Origin of the sequence: Kitasatospora sp. NPDC058046, from assembly GCF_042885595.1 — a bacterium.
In the GTDB taxonomy this organism is placed as follows: Bacteria; Actinomycetota; Actinomycetes; order Streptomycetales; family Streptomycetaceae; genus Kitasatospora.
In genome coordinates this window covers 24,764-41,078 of the sequence record NZ_JBHVRS010000013.1, presented here as the reverse complement: position 1 = coordinate 41,078, position 16,315 = coordinate 24,764, and the positions used below count along the sequence as shown (strand labels likewise).

Sequence of the window (16,315 nt, the reverse complement as noted above, 5' to 3'; positions counted from 1 at the left end):
CGTCTCCCCCGGCCGGCCCCGACCGCAGCCGGGCGGGGCCGCTCCAGCGCGTAGGCTCAAGGAGTGCGGCAACGGCGCCGCCGGCAGGCACGTCACCACAGGTAAGGACTTGGTCATGGAGCTCGGCCTCATCGGTCTCGGCAAGATGGGCGGCAACATGCGCGAGCGGATCCGCCGCGCCGGCCACACCGTCATCGGCTACGACCGCAACCCTGACATCTCCGACGTCGAGAGCCTCCAGGAGCTCGTCAGCAAGCTCCAGGGCCCGCGCGTGGTCTGGGTCATGGTCCCGGCGGGCGCCGCCACCCAGGCGACCGTCGACGAGCTCGCCGAGCTGCTCTCCCCCGGCGACGTGGTGGTCGACGGCGGCAACTCCCGCTGGACCGACGACGTCAAGCACGCCGAGGCGCTGGCCGCCAAGGGCATCGGCTTCGTGGACTGCGGCGTCTCCGGCGGCGTCTGGGGCCTGGAGAACGGCTACGCGCTGATGTACGGCGGCGACGCCGAGCACGTCGCGAAGGCCCAGCCGGTCTTCGACGCCCTCAAGCCCGAGGGCGAGTTCGGCTCGGTGCACGCGGGCGCGGTGGGCGCCGGCCACTTCGCCAAGATGGTCCACAACGGCATCGAGTACGCGATGATGCAGGCCTTCGCCGAGGGCTGGGAGCTGCTGGAGGCCGCCCCCGAGGTCACCGACGTGCGCGACGTCTTCCGCAGCTGGCAGGAGGGCACCGTCATCCGCTCCTGGCTGCTGGACCTGGCCGTCCGCGCCCTGGACGAGGACGAGCACCTGGACAAGCTGCGCGGCTGGGCCGCCGACTCCGGCGAGGGCCGCTGGACCGTCGAGGCCGCGATCGACCACGCCGTGCCGCTGCCGGCGATCACCGCCTCGCTGTTCGCCCGCTTCGCCTCCCGCCAGGAGGACTCGCCGCAGATGAAGATGATCGCCGCGCTGCGCAACCAGTTCGGCGGCCACGCGGTCGAGTCCAAGTAACCAGCAGGTCCTCCCCAAGAAGGCGGGCGCAGTCCACAGCCATGCACGTCGCGCACCTGTCGCTCGCCGACTTCCGGTCGTACGCCCGGGCCGAGGTTCCCCTCGACCCGGGCGTGACCGCCTTCGTGGGGCCCAACGGCCAGGGCAAGACCAACCTGGTCGAGGCGATCGGCTACGTGGCCACCCTGGGCAGCCACCGGGTCGCCACCGACGCCCCGCTGATCCGGCTGGGCGCCGAGCGGGCGGTGGTCCGCACGTCGGTGGTGGACCGCGGCCGGTCCACCCTGATCGAGCTGGAGCTCACCCCGGGCAAGGCCAACCGGGCCCGGATCAACCGCTCCGACAACGTCCGCCCGCGGGACGTCCTGGGCCTGCTGCGCACCGTGCTGTTCGCCCCCGAGGACCTCAGCCTGGTCAAGGGCGACCCGGGTGAGCGGCGGCGCTTCCTGGACGAGCTGCTGACCGCCCGGGCACCCCGGCTGGCCGGGGTGCGGCAGGACTACGAGCGGGTGCTCAAGCAGCGCAACGCCCTGCTGAAGACCGCCGCGATGGCCCGCCGGGCCGGCGGCGGCAAGGGCGCGGACCTGTCCACCCTGGAGGTCTGGGACGGCCATCTGGCCCGCGCCGGCGCCGAGTTGACGGCCTTCCGGATCCAGCTGGTGGCCGCCCTGCAGCCCCTGGTGGCGGCCGCGTACGGGCAGCTGGCCCCCGGCGGCGGCGAGACCGCCCTGGAGTACCGCAGCTCCTTCGAGGGCGAGCTGCCGACCAGTCGCGAGCAGGCCGAGGAGCAGCTGCTGAACGCGCTGCAGGCGGTCCGCAAGCAGGAGGTCGAGCGCGGTGTCACCCTGGTCGGCCCGCACCGCGACGAGCTGGGGCTCAAGCTCGGCCCGCTGCCCGCCAAGGGCTACGCCAGCCACGGCGAGTCCTGGTCGTTCGCGCTGGCGCTGCGGCTGGCCTCGTACGAGCTGCTGCGCGCCGACGGCGGCGAGCCGGTGCTGATCCTGGACGACGTGTTCGCCGAGCTGGACGCCGCCCGCCGGGACCGGCTGGCCGAGCTGGTGGCCGGCGGCGAGCAGGTGCTGGTGACCGCGGCGGTCGCCGAGGACGTGCCGAAGGCGCTGGCCGGCGCCCGGTTCGCGGTCTCCGACGGCGCGGTGCGCCGGGTCGACGCCTGACCGCGCCCCCGCGTCCGCACCGCTTCACACCCCTCCACCCGCACCACCACACCGCCGTCACCGGACCGCGACCGCTTCCGCGCACCGCGCGCCCCCGCCCCGGCCCGAGGGGCCCGGCGGCTCCCGTAGGCTGGACGGCTCGGCGGGCGCGCGACCGCGACCGTTGTCCACAGGCTGGGGAAAGGAGATCGCCGTGAGCGAGCCGGCGGAGCACTCCCCCGAGCCAGGTGCCCCGGCGCCGACCGGTGCCGACCTCGCCCGCTCCGCGCTGCGCGCGGCCCGGGCCCAGGCCCGTCAGCGCGGCGAGCAGGTCCGGGAGAAGCGCGAGGCGAAGCGGCACGGCCTGCGCAGCGGCGCCCGCTCGGACGGCCGCGACCCGGTCCCGCTGGGCGCGGCGCTCAACCGGCTGCTGACCGAGCGCGGCTGGGAGTCCTCGGCCGCCGTCGGCGGGGTGATGGGCCGCTGGCCGCAGATCGTCGGCCCGGACATCGCCGCGCACTGCCACCCCTCCTCCTACGACGAGGCCGCCGCGGTGCTCACCGTGCAGTGCGACTCCACCGCCTGGGCCACCCAACTTCGCTGGCTGGCACGGCAGTTGGTGGCCCGTCTGAACCACGAGCTGGGCCACGGGACGGTCCGGACCATCAAGGTGCTCGGCCCCGCGGCGCCCGCCCGCGGCTACGGCCGGCTGCGCGCGCCCGGGAGCAAGGGGCCGGGCGACACCTGGGGCTGACCGGGACCTCGGACGGCCGGCGGGGGCGCGGATCGGATGGCGATCTTCCGGAACCCCTGACAGCCCTTCCAGGCGCCCTGGGCCCCCCGGGCGAGTATCGGGACATGTCCCGAGGGGATTCAGGGCGGCATATCTGCCCTCAAGGGCTGCCAAACGCCCATCTCTGTCAGTCGTACCGGTAGACTGAAAGCCAAACACTGTTGCTAGTGGCAACCGAGTCGAAACGCTGTGGTCGCACGCCCGCCCGTACGGGGTGGGCATGCGACCCGTGCTGTGCCAGAGAGGGCGCTTCGTGGCCGATTCCGGCAACCCCAGCCAGACCCCAGACCAGTCCGAGCAGGCTTCCTACACCGGTAGCAACATCCAGGTGCTGGAAGGCCTCGACGCCGTCCGCAAGCGCCCCGGCATGTACATCGGTTCGACGGGCGAGCGCGGCCTGCACCACCTGGTGCAGGAGGTCGTGGACAACTCCGTCGACGAGGCGATGGCCGGGCACGCCGACACCATCGACGTCACGATCATGGCCGACGGCGCCATCCGCTGCGTCGACAACGGCCGCGGCATCCCGGTGGACATCGTCCCCGGCCAGGACAAGCCCGCCGTCGAGGTCGTGCTCACCGTCCTGCACGCCGGCGGCAAGTTCGGCGGCGGCGGCTACGCCGTCTCCGGCGGTCTGCACGGCGTGGGCGTCTCCGTGGTGAACGCGCTGTCCACCCGGCTCTCGGTGGAGATCCACCGGGACGGCCACATCTGGACCCAGGACTACAAGATGGGCGCGCCGACCGCCCCCCTGGTCAAGGGCGCGGAGACCGACCGCACCGGCACCACGGTGACCTTCTGGGCCGACGGCGACATCTTCGAGACCACCGTCTACTCCTTCGAGACGCTCTCCCGGCGCTTCCAGGAGATGGCCTTCCTCAACAAGGGCCTGTCGATCTCGCTGACCGACGAGCGCCCCGAGCACGCGGACGAGGAGGGCAAGCCGCTCACCGTCACGTACAAGTACGACGGCGGCATCGCCGACTTCGTCGCCCACCTCAACTCCCGCAAGGGTGAGGTCGTCCACCCCTCGGTGATCGACTTCGAGGCGGAGGACAAGGACAAGGCGATCTCGGTGGAGATCGCGATGCAGTGGAACTCCTCCTACACCGAGGGGGTCTACAGCTTCGCCAACACCATCCACACCCACGGCGGCGGCACCCACGAGGAGGGCTTCCGCGCCGCGCTGACCGGCCTGGTCAACCGCTACGCGCGGGACAAGAAGCTGCTCCGCGAGAAGGACGACAACCTCTCCGGCGAGGACATCCGCGAGGGTCTGACCGCGATCATCTCGGTCAAGCTCGGCGAGCCCCAGTTCGAGGGCCAGACCAAGGACAAGCTCGGCAACACCGAGGCCAAGACCTTCGTCCAGAAGGTCGTCCACGAGCACCTCAACGACTGGCTGGACCGCAACCCCAACGAGGCCGCGGACATCATCCGCAAGTCCATCCAGGCCGCCACCGCGCGCGTCGCCGCCCGCAAGGCCCGCGACCTGACCCGCCGCAAGGGCCTGCTGGAGTCCGCCTCGCTGCCGGGCAAGCTCTCGGACTGCCAGTCCAAGGACCCGTCCGAGTGCGAGATCTTCATCGTCGAGGGTGACTCCGCCGGCGGCTCGGCCAAGCAGGGCCGCGACCCGCGCACCCAGGCCATCCTGCCGATCCGCGGCAAGATCCTGAACGTCGAGAAGGCCCGGATCGACAAGGTCCTCCAGAACACCGAGGTCCAGGCGCTCATCTCGGCCTTCGGCTGCGGCATCCAGGAGGACTACGACGAGTCCAAGCTGCGGTACCACAAGATCGTCCTGATGGCCGACGCCGACGTCGACGGACAGCACATCCGCACCCTGCTGCTCACCCTGCTGTTCCGCTTCATGCGGCCGCTGGTCGAGTCCGGGTACGTCTACCTCGCCATGCCGCCGCTGTACAAGATCAAGTGGGGCAAGGACGACTTCGAGTACGCCTACTCCGACCGCGAGCGCGACGCGCTGATCGCGGCCGGGGTGGAGGCCGGGCGCCGGCTGCCCAAGGACGACGCGATCCAGCGCTTCAAGGGTCTCGGCGAGATGAACGCCGAGGAGCTCCGGGTCACCACCATGGACGCCGAGCACCGCCTGCTGCTCCAGGTCACCCTGGAGGACGCCGCCCGTGCCGACGAGCTGTTCTCCGTGCTGATGGGCGAGGACGTCGAGGCGCGCCGCTCCTTCATCCAGCGCAACGCCAAGGACGTTCGCTTCCTGGACGTGTGACGCCTGCACCGCAGGCCCCGCACGTTCCAGTCCGCGTGAAAGGAAACTGACCACCAGTGGTCGACGACAACCGTCCCGAAGGCGAACAGCCCGAGACCCCCGCAGCCGAGGGCACCGCCCAGGTGACCATGCGGATCGAGCCGGTCGAGCTCGAGACCGAGATGCAGCGCTCCTACCTCGACTACGCGATGAGCGTGATCGTCAGCCGGGCGCTCCCCGAGGTCCGCGACGGCCTCAAGCCGGTGCACCGCCGCGTGCTCTACGCGATGTACGACGGCGGGTACCGGCCCGAGAAGGGCTACTACAAGTGCGCCCGCGTCGTCGGCGACGTCATGGGCAACTACCACCCGCACGGTGACACCTCGATCTACGACACCGTGGTCCGCCTGGCCCAGCCGTGGTCGCTGCGGATGCCGCTGGTGGACGGCAACGGCAACTTCGGCTCCCCGGGCAACGACCCGGCGGCGGCGATGCGCTACACCGAGTGCAAGCTGATGCCGCTGGCCATGGAGATGATGCGCGACATCGACGAGGAGACCGTCGACTTCGCGCCCAACTACGACGGCCGCTCGCAGGAGCCGACCGTCCTGCCCGCGCGCATCCCCAACCTGCTGGTCAACGGTGCCACCGGCATCGCGGTCGGCATGGCCACCAACATCCCGCCGCACAACCTCCGCGAGGTCGCCTCCGGCGCGCTCTGGTACCTGGAGAACCCGGAGGCCTCCGCCGAGGAGCTGCTGGACGCCCTGGTCGAGCGGATCAAGGGCCCCGACTTCCCGACCGGCGCGCTGATCGTCGGCCGCCGCGGGATCGACGACTACTACCGCACCGGCCGCGGCTCGGTCACCATGCGGGCCGTGGTCGAGGTCGAGGAGATCCAGGGCCGCCAGTGCCTGGTGATCACCGAGCTGCCGTACCAGGTCAACCCGGACAACCTCGCGCTGAAGATCGCCGACCTGGTCAAGGACGGCAAGATCGCCGGCATCGCCGACGTCCGGGACGAGTCCTCGTCCCGCACCGGCACCCGCCTGGTGGTCGTGCTCAAGCGCGACGCGGTCGCCAAGGTCGTGCTGAACAACCTGTACAAGCACACCGAGCTGCAGACCAACTTCGGCGCCAACATGCTGGCCCTGGTCGACGGCGTGCCGCGCACGCTGTCGCTCGACGCCTTCATCCGGCACTGGGTCAACCACCAGGTCGAGGTCATCGTCCGGCGCACCACCTTCCGGCTGCGCAAGGCCGAGGAGCGCGCCCACATCCTGCGCGCCCTGCTGAAGGCCCTGGACCTGATCGACGAGGTCATCGCGCTGATCCGGGCCTCGGCCAGCGCCGACGCCGCCCGCACCGGCCTGATGGGCCTGCTCGACATCGACGAGCTCCAGGCCAACGCGATCCTGGAGATGCAGCTGCGCCGGCTGGCCGCCCTCGAGCGCCAGCGGATCATGGACGAGCACGACGAGCTCCAGCGCAAGATCGACGAGTACAACGCGATCCTGGCCTCGCCGGTCCGCCAGCGGGAGATCATCTCCGAGGAGCTCACCGCGATCGTCGACAAGTACGGCGACGAGCGGCGCTCCACCCTCATCCCCTCCGACGGCGACCTCTCCATCGAGGACCTCATCGCCGAGGAGGACATCGTCGTCACGATCACCCGTGGCGGCTACGTCAAGCGGACCCGCTCCGACCTCTACCGCTCGCAGAAGCGCGGCGGCAAGGGCGTGCGCGGGGCCCAGCTGAAGCAGGACGACATCGTCGACCACTTCTTCGTGACGACGACCCACAACTGGATCCTGTTCTTCACCAACAAGGGCCGGGTCTACCGCGCCAAGGGCTACGAGCTGCCGGACGCCGGGCGCGACGCCCGCGGCCAGCACGTCGCCAACCTGCTGGCCTTCCAGCCGGACGAGCACATCGCCCAGGTGATGGCCGTGCGGACGTACGAGGACAAGCCGTACCTGGTCCTCGCCACCCGGGCCGGCCTGGTGAAGAAGTCCGCGCTCAAGGACTACGACTCGCCGCGCTCCGGCGGCCTGATCGCGATCAACCTGCGCCAGGACGAGGAGGGCCAGGACGACGAGCTGATCGGCGCCGAGCTGGTCTCCGCCGAGGACGACCTGCTGCTGGTCTCCAAGAAGGCCCAGTCGATCCGCTTCACCGCGACCGACGACGCCCTGCGCCCGACCGGCCGCGCCACCTCCGGCGTCAAGGGCATGGCCTTCCGCGAGGACGACGAACTGCTCTCGATGAACGTCGTCCGTCCGGGCACCTACGTCTTCACCGCCACGGACGGCGGCTACGCCAAGCGCACCGGGGTGGACGAGTACCGTGTCCAGGGACGCGGCGGCTACGGCACCAAGGCGGCGAAGATCGTCGAGGGCCGGGGCTCGCTGGTCGGCGCGCTCGTGGTCGACGAATCCGACGAGATCATGGCGATCACCCTCTCGGGTGGGGTGATCCGCACGAGGGTTTCCGAGGTTCGTGAAACCGGACGTGACACCATGGGCGTCCAACTGATCAACCTCGGAAAGCGCGACGCGGTCGTGGGCATGGCCCGCAACGCGGAGGCCGAGGACGAGGAGACGGCGGAGGACGAGGTGGCGGGTACCGAGTCCACCGAGACGGCCGAGGGAGCGGAGACGGCGGTCGACGGAGACGTCGAGGCCTGAACCGAACCGCAGACCGGTGCCGCCGCGTCCAGAGTATGGATGCGGCGGCACCGGACGCCGACCAGTTCCGGGCAATCCCGCCGGGCGCTGGATGACGAGTGACGAAGCAGGGCGGCGCCGCCGTCCTGGTGGGAAGTGCGGGAGGACCAGGTGAGTGGAGCCACGGGTGCTGCGGGAGGAACCTCCGGCGGCCGTCCGGGCGCGCAGGGCGGGGGTGCGTACGGCGTTCCGCAGCCGCCGACCGAGCACTCGGCCGCGTCCACCTCGCTGATGCCGCCGGCCGGTGGAGCGGGCCAGAGCGGTGCGACCTACGGGGGGCAGACGCCCGCGCCGCCGAGCGGCCAGGCCGGCTTCTCGCAGCCGACCACGTACGCCAAGGGGCAGCCGACCCCGGCCCGGGGCACCCGGAGCCCGGGCCACACCCCGGCGGGCGGGACCCCGGTCGGGGCGACCCCGGCCGGCGGCACCCCCACCGGGGCGGCGCGCCGCCCCGCCGGTGCCCCCGCGGCCGCGACCGGGGGGGCCGGCCTCGGCCGGACCCGCAAGGCCCGGCTGCGGGTGACCAAGGTGGACCCGTGGTCGGTGATGAAGGTCAGCTTCCTGCTGTCGCTGGCCGTCGGCATCATCATCATCGTGGCCGCGGCCGTGCTGTGGATGACGCTGGACTCGCTCGGCGTCTTCGACTCGCTGACCAAGACCCTCAAGGACGTCACCGGCTCGGACAGCAGCGGCGGCCTCAACCTGATGGACTACGTCGGCTTCGGCAAGGTGATGACCTTCACCACGCTGATCGCCGTGGTCGACGTCGTCCTGCTGACCGCCCTGTCCACGCTCTCCGCGTTCATCTACAACGCGGCGGCCGGCTTCACCGGCGGCGTCGAGCTCACCCTGGCCGAGGAGGACTGATCCCGGCCGGATCCTGACGCTCGCTCAGCTCCCCGTCCGCGGACGGAATGCACGGGCCCCACCCGCTGTTGCAGCGGGTGGGGCCCGTCGGCATTTCGGGTGACAGCCGGCCGCCCGCGGCGTGCCACCCGGAAACCGGGCGGCCGCGGTGGGACAAGCTGGGTGCCGCCCGTCCCGCGCCTGGGAGTGCCGCAGGCCGCCCCCGGTCCGCCCGACCGGGTCAGCTGAGGTTCCGCAGGACGACTGGACGGAGGCGCGCGGTGGCGAAGCTCGCAGGTCAACTGGTCGAAGCCCTCGAAGGGCTGTTGGGGGTCCCGGTACCGCTGCGGGTACAGGCCTGGGACGGCAGCACCGCCGGGCCGCCGGGCGCGCCCACCGTGGTCCTGCGCAACCGCCGGGCGCTGCGCCGGCTGGTCTGGCAGCCGGGTGAGCTGGGCCTGGCCCGGGCCTACGTCGCGGGGGACCTGGAACTCGCCCCCGGCACCGACCTGTACGAGACGCTCTCCGCCGTCGCCCGCTTCGCCGAGCGGCCGGAGGTCCGCACCCTGGCCCTCGGGCCGCGCGAGGCGCTCGGCCCCAAGGGCCGCCGGGTGCTCGCCGCCGCGCTGCGGGCCGGGGCGGTCGGCCTCGAGCCCGAGCCGCCCCGCGAGGAGGTCCGCAGGGCCCCCGGGCGGCTGCACAGCCGCAGCCGCGACCGCGCGGCCATCAGCCACCACTACGACGTCGGGAACGACTTCTACCGGATCGTGCTGGGCTCCTCGATGGTCTACTCGTGCGCCTACTGGGCGCCCGAGGCGAAGAGCCTGGAGGCGGCCCAGGAGGCCAAGCTCGACCTGATCTGCCGCAAGCTCGGCCTGCGCCCCGGGATGCGCCTGCTGGACGTCGGCTGCGGCTGGGGCTCGCTGCTGCTGCACGCGGCGAAGCACTACGGGGTCACCGCGGTCGGCGTCTCCATCTCCACGGAGCAGGTCGCGCTGGCCCGCGCCAGGGTCGAGGAGGCCGGGCTGTCCGACCGGGTCGAGGTCCGGCTCCAGGACTACCGGGAGATCACCGACGGGCCCTTCGACGCGATCTCCAGCGTCGGGATGGCCGAGCACGTCGGCTCCGAGCAGTACCGGGTCTACGCCGAGGGCCTGTACCGGCTGCTGGTGCCCGGCGGCCGGCTGCTCAACCACCAGATCGCCCGCCGCCCCGACATCCCCGGGGTGCCGCACCGCACCAGCCCCTTCATCGACCGCTACGTCTTCCCGGACGGCGAGCTCTCCCCCGTCGGGTCCACGGTGGCCCGGCTGGAGGAGGCCGGCTTCGAGGTCCGGGACGTCGAGTCGCTGCGGGAGCACTACGGGCTGACCCTGCGCGAGTGGGTGGCCAACCTGGAAGCGCACTGGACGGAGGCGGTCCGGCTGGTCGGCCGCGGCCGGGCCCGGGTCTGGCGGCTGTACATGGCGGCTTCCGCGCTCGCCTTCGAGCAGAACCGGATCGGGATCAACCAGGTCCTCGCCGTCCGCAGCACCGAGGAGGGCGCGGCGGGCCTGCCGCCGACCCGCGAGGAGTGGCTGCTGCGCCCCTCCGTGGGTGCGCCGCAGCTGGTCGCGGGGGGTGCCGCCGCAGCCCCGGCCGACCCGGATTTGGGAGATCGGCCGTCGGTCCGCTAATCTTTCAGTGCGGCAAGGGCCTATAGCTCAGACGGTTAGAGCGCTTCCCTGATAAGGAAGAGGCCACAGGTTCAAGTCCTGTTAGGCCCACCACCGCGAAGGGCCCGGAGTGATCCACTCCGGGCCCTTCGGCGTTTTCGCGGATCGGCCGGCATCCGGTACGATCTCTCATCGGTGAGGGCCTATAGCTCAGACGGTTAGAGCGCTTCCCTGATAAGGAAGAGGCCACAGGTTCAAGTCCTGTTAGGCCCACCTCCCCGAAGGGCCCGGAGTGATCCACTCCGGGCCCTTCGACGTTTCCCGCCGCGCTGCCTCCGCGCGTCCCGCCGCGTGCCCGCCGCGTTCCCGCCGCCGGACCGGGAACCGCGCGCCCCTCCCGACGGTTCTCGGGGGAGGGACGGTGGAGGGTTGGTGACGGCATGGCGGTGTTCTGGGCGATGAGCATCCCCGGACTGGTCTGCGCCCTGGTGGTGCTGGCCGCGCTCGATCAACTGGCACTGCGGGCGCGCCGCGCCCGCTGGGTGCCCTGGCGGGGGACGGGCCGGGAGGGGCAGATCTCGGCCACCGGGTTCGAGCAGCTGCACGCGCAGTTCGCCGCGGGCAAGCAGCACGAGCTGGACGAACGTCGCAGCACTCTGATGCTGCGGGACGAGGAGGGCGAGGGGGCGCCGCCGCGGACCAGGGTGGACCTGGCGAACGGCACCGCCGTGGTGGTGGCACCGGGCCGCCCGGCGGACGGGACGGCGGGCGGACCCGCGGACGGCTCGGCGGGCCGGGTCTGATCCGCGGGCGCGCGGGACGGTCCGGGCACGGTCGGACCGCCCGCCAGGAGGTGCGGCGTCAATCCTGGGACCGGACCGCCGGGTTGGCCGCACCGGTGGCTGGTCACGATTGGGACACCGGTGTGTATCATCGGCCGCAAGGGCAGTCTGGCACCCGGCCGCCCGTTCGCGCTCGAAACACAACTGGACTCGTCGGCCCGGTCAGTCCGGCCGGATCCGGCTCTTGAGTCCACCAACGCAAGAAGGACGAGGTCCCGCGGTGAAGAAGCTTCTCCTGGTCGCCCTGGTCGCCCTCGGCGGCTTCTTTGTCTACCGTCAGGTCCAGGCGGACCGCGCCGAGCAGGACCTGTGGACCGAGGCCACCGACCCGGTCCCGGCCGGTCGCTGAGCCCCCGGCGATCTGACGATCGACGAACTCCGGAGGCGCCCGTCGGCGCCTCCCGGGCCGGCCGGCCCGGTCGACGAACCGGACCGGCCGACCCCTTGGAACGGCACCGTTCCGGGGGGACGGCGCTGGGAATCGCGCCGGAAACCGGTACGCTAGTGCCCGTTGGCACGCGCGCGGTGCCGTCGAGGGGCATTAGCTCAGTTGGTAGAGCGCTGCCTTTGCAAGGCAGATGTCAGGAGTTCGAGTCTCCTATGCTCCACAGCCCACAGCAGTAGCCGATCGGCCGCCGACCAGGATCCTGGTCGGCGGCCGATCGGCGTTTGCGGGCGTTCGCCCGTACGGTCAGCGCGACCCGGGGCCGTCCTCGGCGGCGGGGCCGTCCTTCCCGGCGGTCGGGGACCCGTCCGTCGACTCGGCGACGGCCTCCGGGCCGGAGCCGTTCACCGGCGTGGAGGCGGCGTGCGCCCCGGCCGGCCGGGGCTCCTGCGGGGCCGGGGGCTCGACCAGCCACTCCGGGTTGCTGTGCCGGCGCCACCACTGCCAGGCCACGATGCCGCCGCCGATCGCCAGCAGGCCGGCCACGGCGAGGCCGGTGGCCAGGCGGTTGCACTGCTCCTTCCTGGCGTTCCGGGCGGCCAGCTCGCTGATCTCGGCCGAGCTGACGTTGCCCTGGAGGGCGGTCAGCGCGGCGGCGCCGCGGGCCTGGGCCTCGTGGGCGACCGGGCCGACGGTGGCGCGGGCCTCCTCGACCGCCTGGGCGACCCTGGGGCCGACGGTGGCGCGCGCCTGGTCCGCGGCCCGGGCGGCGGACAGGCGGGCCGCCAGAGCGGCCTCCTGGGCCCGGTGGAGGGCCTTCAGGGTGTTCTGCTGGGCCTCCGGCGGCAGGTTGGCGAAGGCCTGGCCGAACTGGGGGGCGAGGTGCCGGTCGTACTGGCAGCGGAGGTGGTGGGCGGCCTGTGCGGCCTTCGGACCGAAGGCGTCCAAGGCGGGGCCGAGGCGCTGCTTGGCGCCGTCCGCGAACTGTGCGGCGGTGTCCCGGGTCCTGGTGGCCGTCTCACGGGCCGAATCCGAAAAGCTCACGAGTCTCTCCTCCTGGGTGGTGTCCTTTATGCACATATCCACCTGAATGCTGATCATGCATGCTGATTTGTCCGGAGGCATGTCGGGGTGGGCCGTACGCGGGGCCCCTGCCGGGGCGGGCCGGACGGGGCGGGCGTGAGGACAGCGCCCCCGGCGGGGCGGAGAAAGCCGGGTCCGGCTGTGGGGGAGCCGGTCCGGGGGCGGGGGCGCGGCAGTAGGCTGGCGGTTTCGGAGGTCGTGTACGGGAAGGGGACCCGCTGATGCTCCCGGACGAGCCGAGGCCGTCGGTCGACCGGTCCCCGGAGGCCGGACCGCCCGACTGCTACCGGCACCCGCAGACCCCCACCGGGGTCTCCTGCACCCGCTGCGAGCGGCCGATCTGCCCGCAGTGCATGGTGACCGCCTCGGTGGGCTTCCAGTGCCCCGAGTGCGTCGGCAACGGCCACACCGGGTCGCGGCAGGCGACCACCCGGTTCGGCGGGGCCCTGGCCGCCGACGGCGGGCTGGTCACCCGGGTGCTGATCGGGCTCAACATCGTGGTCTGGGTGCTGGCCGCCTTCGTGCTCACCCCGCGGCTGGGCCAGACCTGGTCGCTGTTCAGCGCCGGGCGGGACATCCTCGGCGGCCCGGCGGGCATCGCCGACGGCCCGGACCAGTGGTACCGGCTGCTGACCGCCACCTTCCTGCACCTGGAGTGGTGGCACGTCGGGATGAACATGCTGGTGCTGTACTGGCTCGGCCCGCCGCTGGAGGAGGCGCTCGGCCGGCTCCGCTTCCTGGCCCTCTACCTGGTTTCCGGCCTGGGCGGCAGCACCTTCGCCTTCCTGGTGGCCGGCGGCTGGATGAACTCGGTGGGCGCCTCCGGGGCGGTCTTCGGGCTGATCGGCGCCACGATCGTGCTGCAGCTGCGGAACAGGGGCCCGCTCGGCCCGGCGATGGCGTTCCTGGTCTTCAACCTGGTGGTCACCTTCTCCCGCCCGGGCGTCGACTGGCGGGCGCACGTCGGCGGCCTGCTGCTCGGCTCGCTGACGGCGGTCGGCCTGATGTACGCCCCGCGCGAGCGCCGTGGCCTGGTGCAGGGGCTGACGGTGGCGGGCGCGGTGGCGGTCGAGGCGGGGATGCTGCTGGCCGGGACGGCCCTCTACGGGGCCTGACCCCTCGGACGTTTGTCCACAGCGGGTGCGGGGTTGTGCACAGGCTGTGCGACCACCGGGGTGTGGACTGTTGTTCTACGCGTGTCCTGCTGTGCGGTTCTCCCGTTCCCGGGGAATTGTGCACAGCTGTGGACGGGCCCACCGGGGAAAGTTATCCACAGGCCCGGGGGACTTTTCCCCAGTGTGGATAACCATGTGGATAAGCCCGACAGTCCGATGGTGGGGATAACCGACCGGATTCCGGTGCGCTCCCGCCCGGCTCCGGGCACGCCTGACCGCCGCCCCGGGACGAGCGATCCGGAGCGGCGGGAAACGGCTCGAAGCCGAGCCTCAGGACGGGCGGAGCGTCACTTCCACTGGGTGGAGACGCCGAAGCCGGCGGCGATGAAGCCGAAGCCGACCAGGATGTTCCAGTTGCGCCAGCTCTCGACCGGGTAGGTGCCGCTGGTCACGTAGTAGGTGACGATCCACACCAGGCCGATCAGGAACAGCGCGAGCATCAGCGGCGCGACCCAACCACGGCCCGAACTGATCTTCACCGCGGCCGTGGTCGGCGGGGTGTAGTCGGACTTCTTGCGGAGTCGAGACTTCGGCACGAGGAGCTCTCCTGTCGATGCGCTGTGAGACCGCGCAGGGTGCAGCGGGTGGAATCGGCCGCGGTCGGCTGTGGAGAAACGTCCTGGGGACCGCTCCGCCACATGCCACCGGCGTCCGTTAGCGTAGTGGCTCGGCGGGTCTAGAGGAGATAAGGGTACGGTGACTAATTTGTCGATTCCCCCTGAGCCGGCCCGTACCCGCCGTTCCGGCACCCGAATTGTCGGACGTGCCCTGACCTGCGCCGTCTTCGCGCTCGCCGGACTGCTCTTCTACATCAGCGCGCAGACCGCCCGCGGCACCGACCTGCGGACCGACAACTCGTTGCTCAGCCTCGGCGACGTGGTCCGCCAGCGCAGCGCCCAGAACCAGCAGGCGCAGTCCCAGCTCGCCGACCTCCAGGCCCGCGCCCAGCAGCTCACCGAGCAGCAGGGCCACGACCCCGCCAACGCCGCGCAGCTGGGCGGCCTGCGCTCCGGCGCGGCCCTGGAGCCGCTCCAGGGCGGCGGCCTGACCGTCACCCTCAACGACGCCCCGCCGAACGCCACCGCGCGCATCCCGGGGGTGCCCGAGCCCGGCGTCAACGACCTGGTCATCCACCAGCAGGACATCCAGGCCGTCGTCAACGCGCTGTGGCGGGGCGGCGCCGAAGGGGTGCAGGTGATGGACCAGCGGCTGATCTCCACCAGCGCCGTCCGCTGCGTCGGCAACACCCTGCTGCTCCAGGGCCGGGTCTACTCCCCGCCGTACGTGGTCAGGGCGGTCGGGCGGACGGACACCCTGCGCTCGGCCGTCGAGGCGGACCCGACGGTCCGCAACTACCTCCAGTACGTCCAGGCGTACGGGCTGGGCTGGAAGGTCCAGGAGAGCGGCGAGCTGAGCCTGCCCGGCTACTCCGGCACCACCGAGCTGCGTTCGGCGGGCGGCCAGCAGTAGCGGACCGGCCCCGCGGGCGCGCACGGCGGGTCTACTCTTTAACCCAGTCCGCTACGTCGAGGGAGCACCATGTACGGCTGGATCTGGCGTCACCTCCCGGGGAACACCCTGGTCCGGGCCGTCATTTCGCTGCTCCTCGTGCTGGGGATCGTCTACCTCCTCTTCACCTACGTCTTCCCGTGGGCGGAACCGCTGCTCCCCTTCGGCGACGTCACAGTGGACGGCGGCGACGGCGCCGCGACCGGCTGAGCCGGCGGGCCCGGCACTCCCTTCCCGCACCGCACCCCACGGAGACCACGCGCGCATGACGACCCGGCCGACCACTCCGCCCCGCATCCTGGTGGTGGACAACTACGACAGCTTCGTCTTCAACCTGGTCCAGTACCTGTACCAGCTCGGCGCCACCTGCGAGGTGGTGCGCAACGACGAGGTGACCGTCGAGCACGCCGTCCGCCGCTCCGGCGACGAGGGCTTCGACGGGGTGCTGCTCTCCCCCGGGCCCGGCGCCCCGGAGGAGGCCGGGGTCTGCATCGAGATGGTGCACCACTGCGCGCGGATCGGGCTGCCGGTGTTCGGCGTCTGCCTGGGCCTCCAGTCGATCGCGGCCGCGTACGGCGCCGTGGTCGGCCGGGCGCCCGAGCTGCTGCACGGCAAGACCTCGCCGGTCGAGCACGAGGACGGCGGCGTCTTCGAGGGCCTGCCCTCGCCGCTGACCGCGACCCGCTATCACTCGCTCGCGGTCGAGCCGGCCACCGTGCCGGCCGAACTGGTGGTCACCGCGCGCACCGGGAGCGGCGTGATCATGGGGCTCAGGCATCGTGAACTGCCGGTCGAGGGCGTGCAGTTCCACCCCGAGTCGGTGCTCACCGAGGGCGGGCACCGGATGCTCGCCAACTGGCTCGCGGAGTGCGGCTTCCCGCAGGCGGTCGACCGGTCGGCCGGGCTCGCCCCGGTGATCGGCCGGGGCTGAC

At 72.1% G+C, this 16,315-nt stretch carries 15 protein-coding genes and 3 tRNA genes; 16 read left to right on the top strand and 2 right to left on the bottom strand.

The window, feature by feature from the left end:
* Window positions 1-115 precede the first annotated feature (115 nt).
* The 12 genes from gnd to ACFVU7_RS24795 all read left to right on the top strand — a co-directional run bounded on the left by gnd (window position 116) and on the right by ACFVU7_RS24795 (window position 11,839).
* Entirely contained in the window at window positions 116-991 is an 876-nt protein-coding gene (gnd, locus tag ACFVU7_RS24850) for a phosphogluconate dehydrogenase (NAD(+)-dependent, decarboxylating) (RefSeq protein ID WP_049654622.1), read from the top strand.
* A gap of 41 nt (window positions 992-1,032) precedes the next feature.
* On the top strand, window positions 1,033-2,166 hold the full coding sequence (gene recF, locus ACFVU7_RS24845; RefSeq protein WP_049654621.1) for a DNA replication/repair protein RecF: 1,134 nt from the start codon (window positions 1,033-1,035) through the stop codon (window positions 2,164-2,166).
* A 193-nt stretch (window positions 2,167-2,359) separates the two neighbouring features.
* Window positions 2,360-2,899: a DUF721 domain-containing protein gene (locus tag ACFVU7_RS24840; protein ID WP_049654619.1), complete on the top strand. Its 540-nt coding sequence runs from the start codon at window positions 2,360-2,362 to the stop codon at window positions 2,897-2,899.
* 259 nt (window positions 2,900-3,158) lie between these two features.
* Window positions 3,159-5,183 carry a DNA topoisomerase (ATP-hydrolyzing) subunit B gene (gyrB, locus tag ACFVU7_RS24835; RefSeq protein WP_369808323.1) on the top strand — a complete coding sequence of 675 codons (2,025 nt, stop codon included), beginning with the start codon at window positions 3,159-3,161 and terminating at the stop codon, window positions 5,181-5,183.
* A 56-nt stretch (window positions 5,184-5,239) separates the two neighbouring features.
* Entirely contained in the window at window positions 5,240-7,849 is a 2,610-nt protein-coding gene (gene gyrA / locus ACFVU7_RS24830) for a DNA gyrase subunit A (protein WP_049654618.1), read from the top strand.
* Window positions 7,850-7,999: 150 nt separating this feature from the next.
* Window positions 8,000-8,755, top strand: coding sequence for a DUF3566 domain-containing protein (locus ACFVU7_RS24825; protein ID WP_074002160.1), 756 nt, complete (start codon window positions 8,000-8,002; stop codon window positions 8,753-8,755).
* A gap of 260 nt (window positions 8,756-9,015) precedes the next feature.
* The gene (locus tag ACFVU7_RS24820; RefSeq protein ID WP_074001901.1) at window positions 9,016-10,410 is read left to right on the top strand and encodes a cyclopropane-fatty-acyl-phospholipid synthase family protein; all 1,395 of its coding nucleotides are present in this window, start codon (window positions 9,016-9,018) and stop codon (window positions 10,408-10,410) included.
* A gap of 16 nt (window positions 10,411-10,426) precedes the next feature.
* Window positions 10,427-10,503: transfer RNA gene (locus tag ACFVU7_RS24815), tRNA-Ile, on the top strand.
* Window positions 10,504-10,588: 85 nt separating this feature from the next.
* A tRNA-Ile gene (locus ACFVU7_RS24810) sits at window positions 10,589-10,662 on the top strand.
* 167 nt (window positions 10,663-10,829) lie between these two features.
* Complete coding sequence (locus ACFVU7_RS24805; protein ID WP_117488751.1) at window positions 10,830-11,192, top strand: DUF6191 domain-containing protein; 363 nt, start codon at window positions 10,830-10,832, stop codon at window positions 11,190-11,192.
* 259 nt (window positions 11,193-11,451) lie between these two features.
* Window positions 11,452-11,580, top strand: a complete 129-nt coding sequence (locus tag ACFVU7_RS24800) for a DLW-39 family protein (protein ID WP_014137031.1) — start codon at window positions 11,452-11,454, stop codon at window positions 11,578-11,580.
* Window positions 11,581-11,766: 186 nt separating this feature from the next.
* A tRNA-Ala gene (locus ACFVU7_RS24795) sits at window positions 11,767-11,839 on the top strand.
* Window positions 11,840-11,922: 83 nt separating this feature from the next.
* Here ACFVU7_RS24795 and ACFVU7_RS24790 read toward each other — a convergent pair.
* Window positions 11,923-12,660, bottom strand: a complete 738-nt coding sequence (locus tag ACFVU7_RS24790) for a DUF5324 family protein (protein ID WP_074001946.1) — start codon at window positions 12,658-12,660, stop codon at window positions 11,923-11,925.
* A gap of 260 nt (window positions 12,661-12,920) precedes the next feature.
* On the opposite strand from ACFVU7_RS24790, the gene ACFVU7_RS24785 reads away from it, so the two are divergent.
* Window positions 12,921-13,814, top strand: coding sequence for a rhomboid family intramembrane serine protease (locus ACFVU7_RS24785; protein ID WP_388047236.1), 894 nt, complete (start codon window positions 12,921-12,923; stop codon window positions 13,812-13,814).
* 347 nt (window positions 13,815-14,161) lie between these two features.
* On the opposite strand, the gene crgA is transcribed toward ACFVU7_RS24785, so the two are convergent.
* Window positions 14,162-14,410 (bottom strand): cell division protein CrgA, encoded by a 249-nt coding sequence (crgA, locus tag ACFVU7_RS24780; protein ID WP_049656797.1) that lies wholly within the window; start codon window positions 14,408-14,410, stop codon window positions 14,162-14,164.
* Between the two features lie 169 nt (window positions 14,411-14,579).
* Between crgA and ACFVU7_RS24775 the strand changes: the two genes are divergently transcribed.
* The 3 genes from ACFVU7_RS24775 (at window position 14,580) to ACFVU7_RS24765 (ending at window position 16,314) form a co-directional block, all read left to right on the top strand.
* Complete coding sequence (locus ACFVU7_RS24775) at window positions 14,580-15,344, top strand: DUF881 domain-containing protein (RefSeq protein ID WP_380745407.1); 765 nt, start codon at window positions 14,580-14,582, stop codon at window positions 15,342-15,344.
* Window positions 15,345-15,413: 69 nt separating this feature from the next.
* The gene (locus ACFVU7_RS24770) at window positions 15,414-15,593 is read left to right on the top strand and encodes a hypothetical protein (protein ID WP_049656795.1); all 180 of its coding nucleotides are present in this window, start codon (window positions 15,414-15,416) and stop codon (window positions 15,591-15,593) included.
* Window positions 15,594-15,648: 55 nt separating this feature from the next.
* Complete coding sequence (locus ACFVU7_RS24765) at window positions 15,649-16,314, top strand: aminodeoxychorismate/anthranilate synthase component II (protein ID WP_074002166.1); 666 nt, start codon at window positions 15,649-15,651, stop codon at window positions 16,312-16,314.
* Window position 16,315 lies beyond the last annotated feature (1 nt).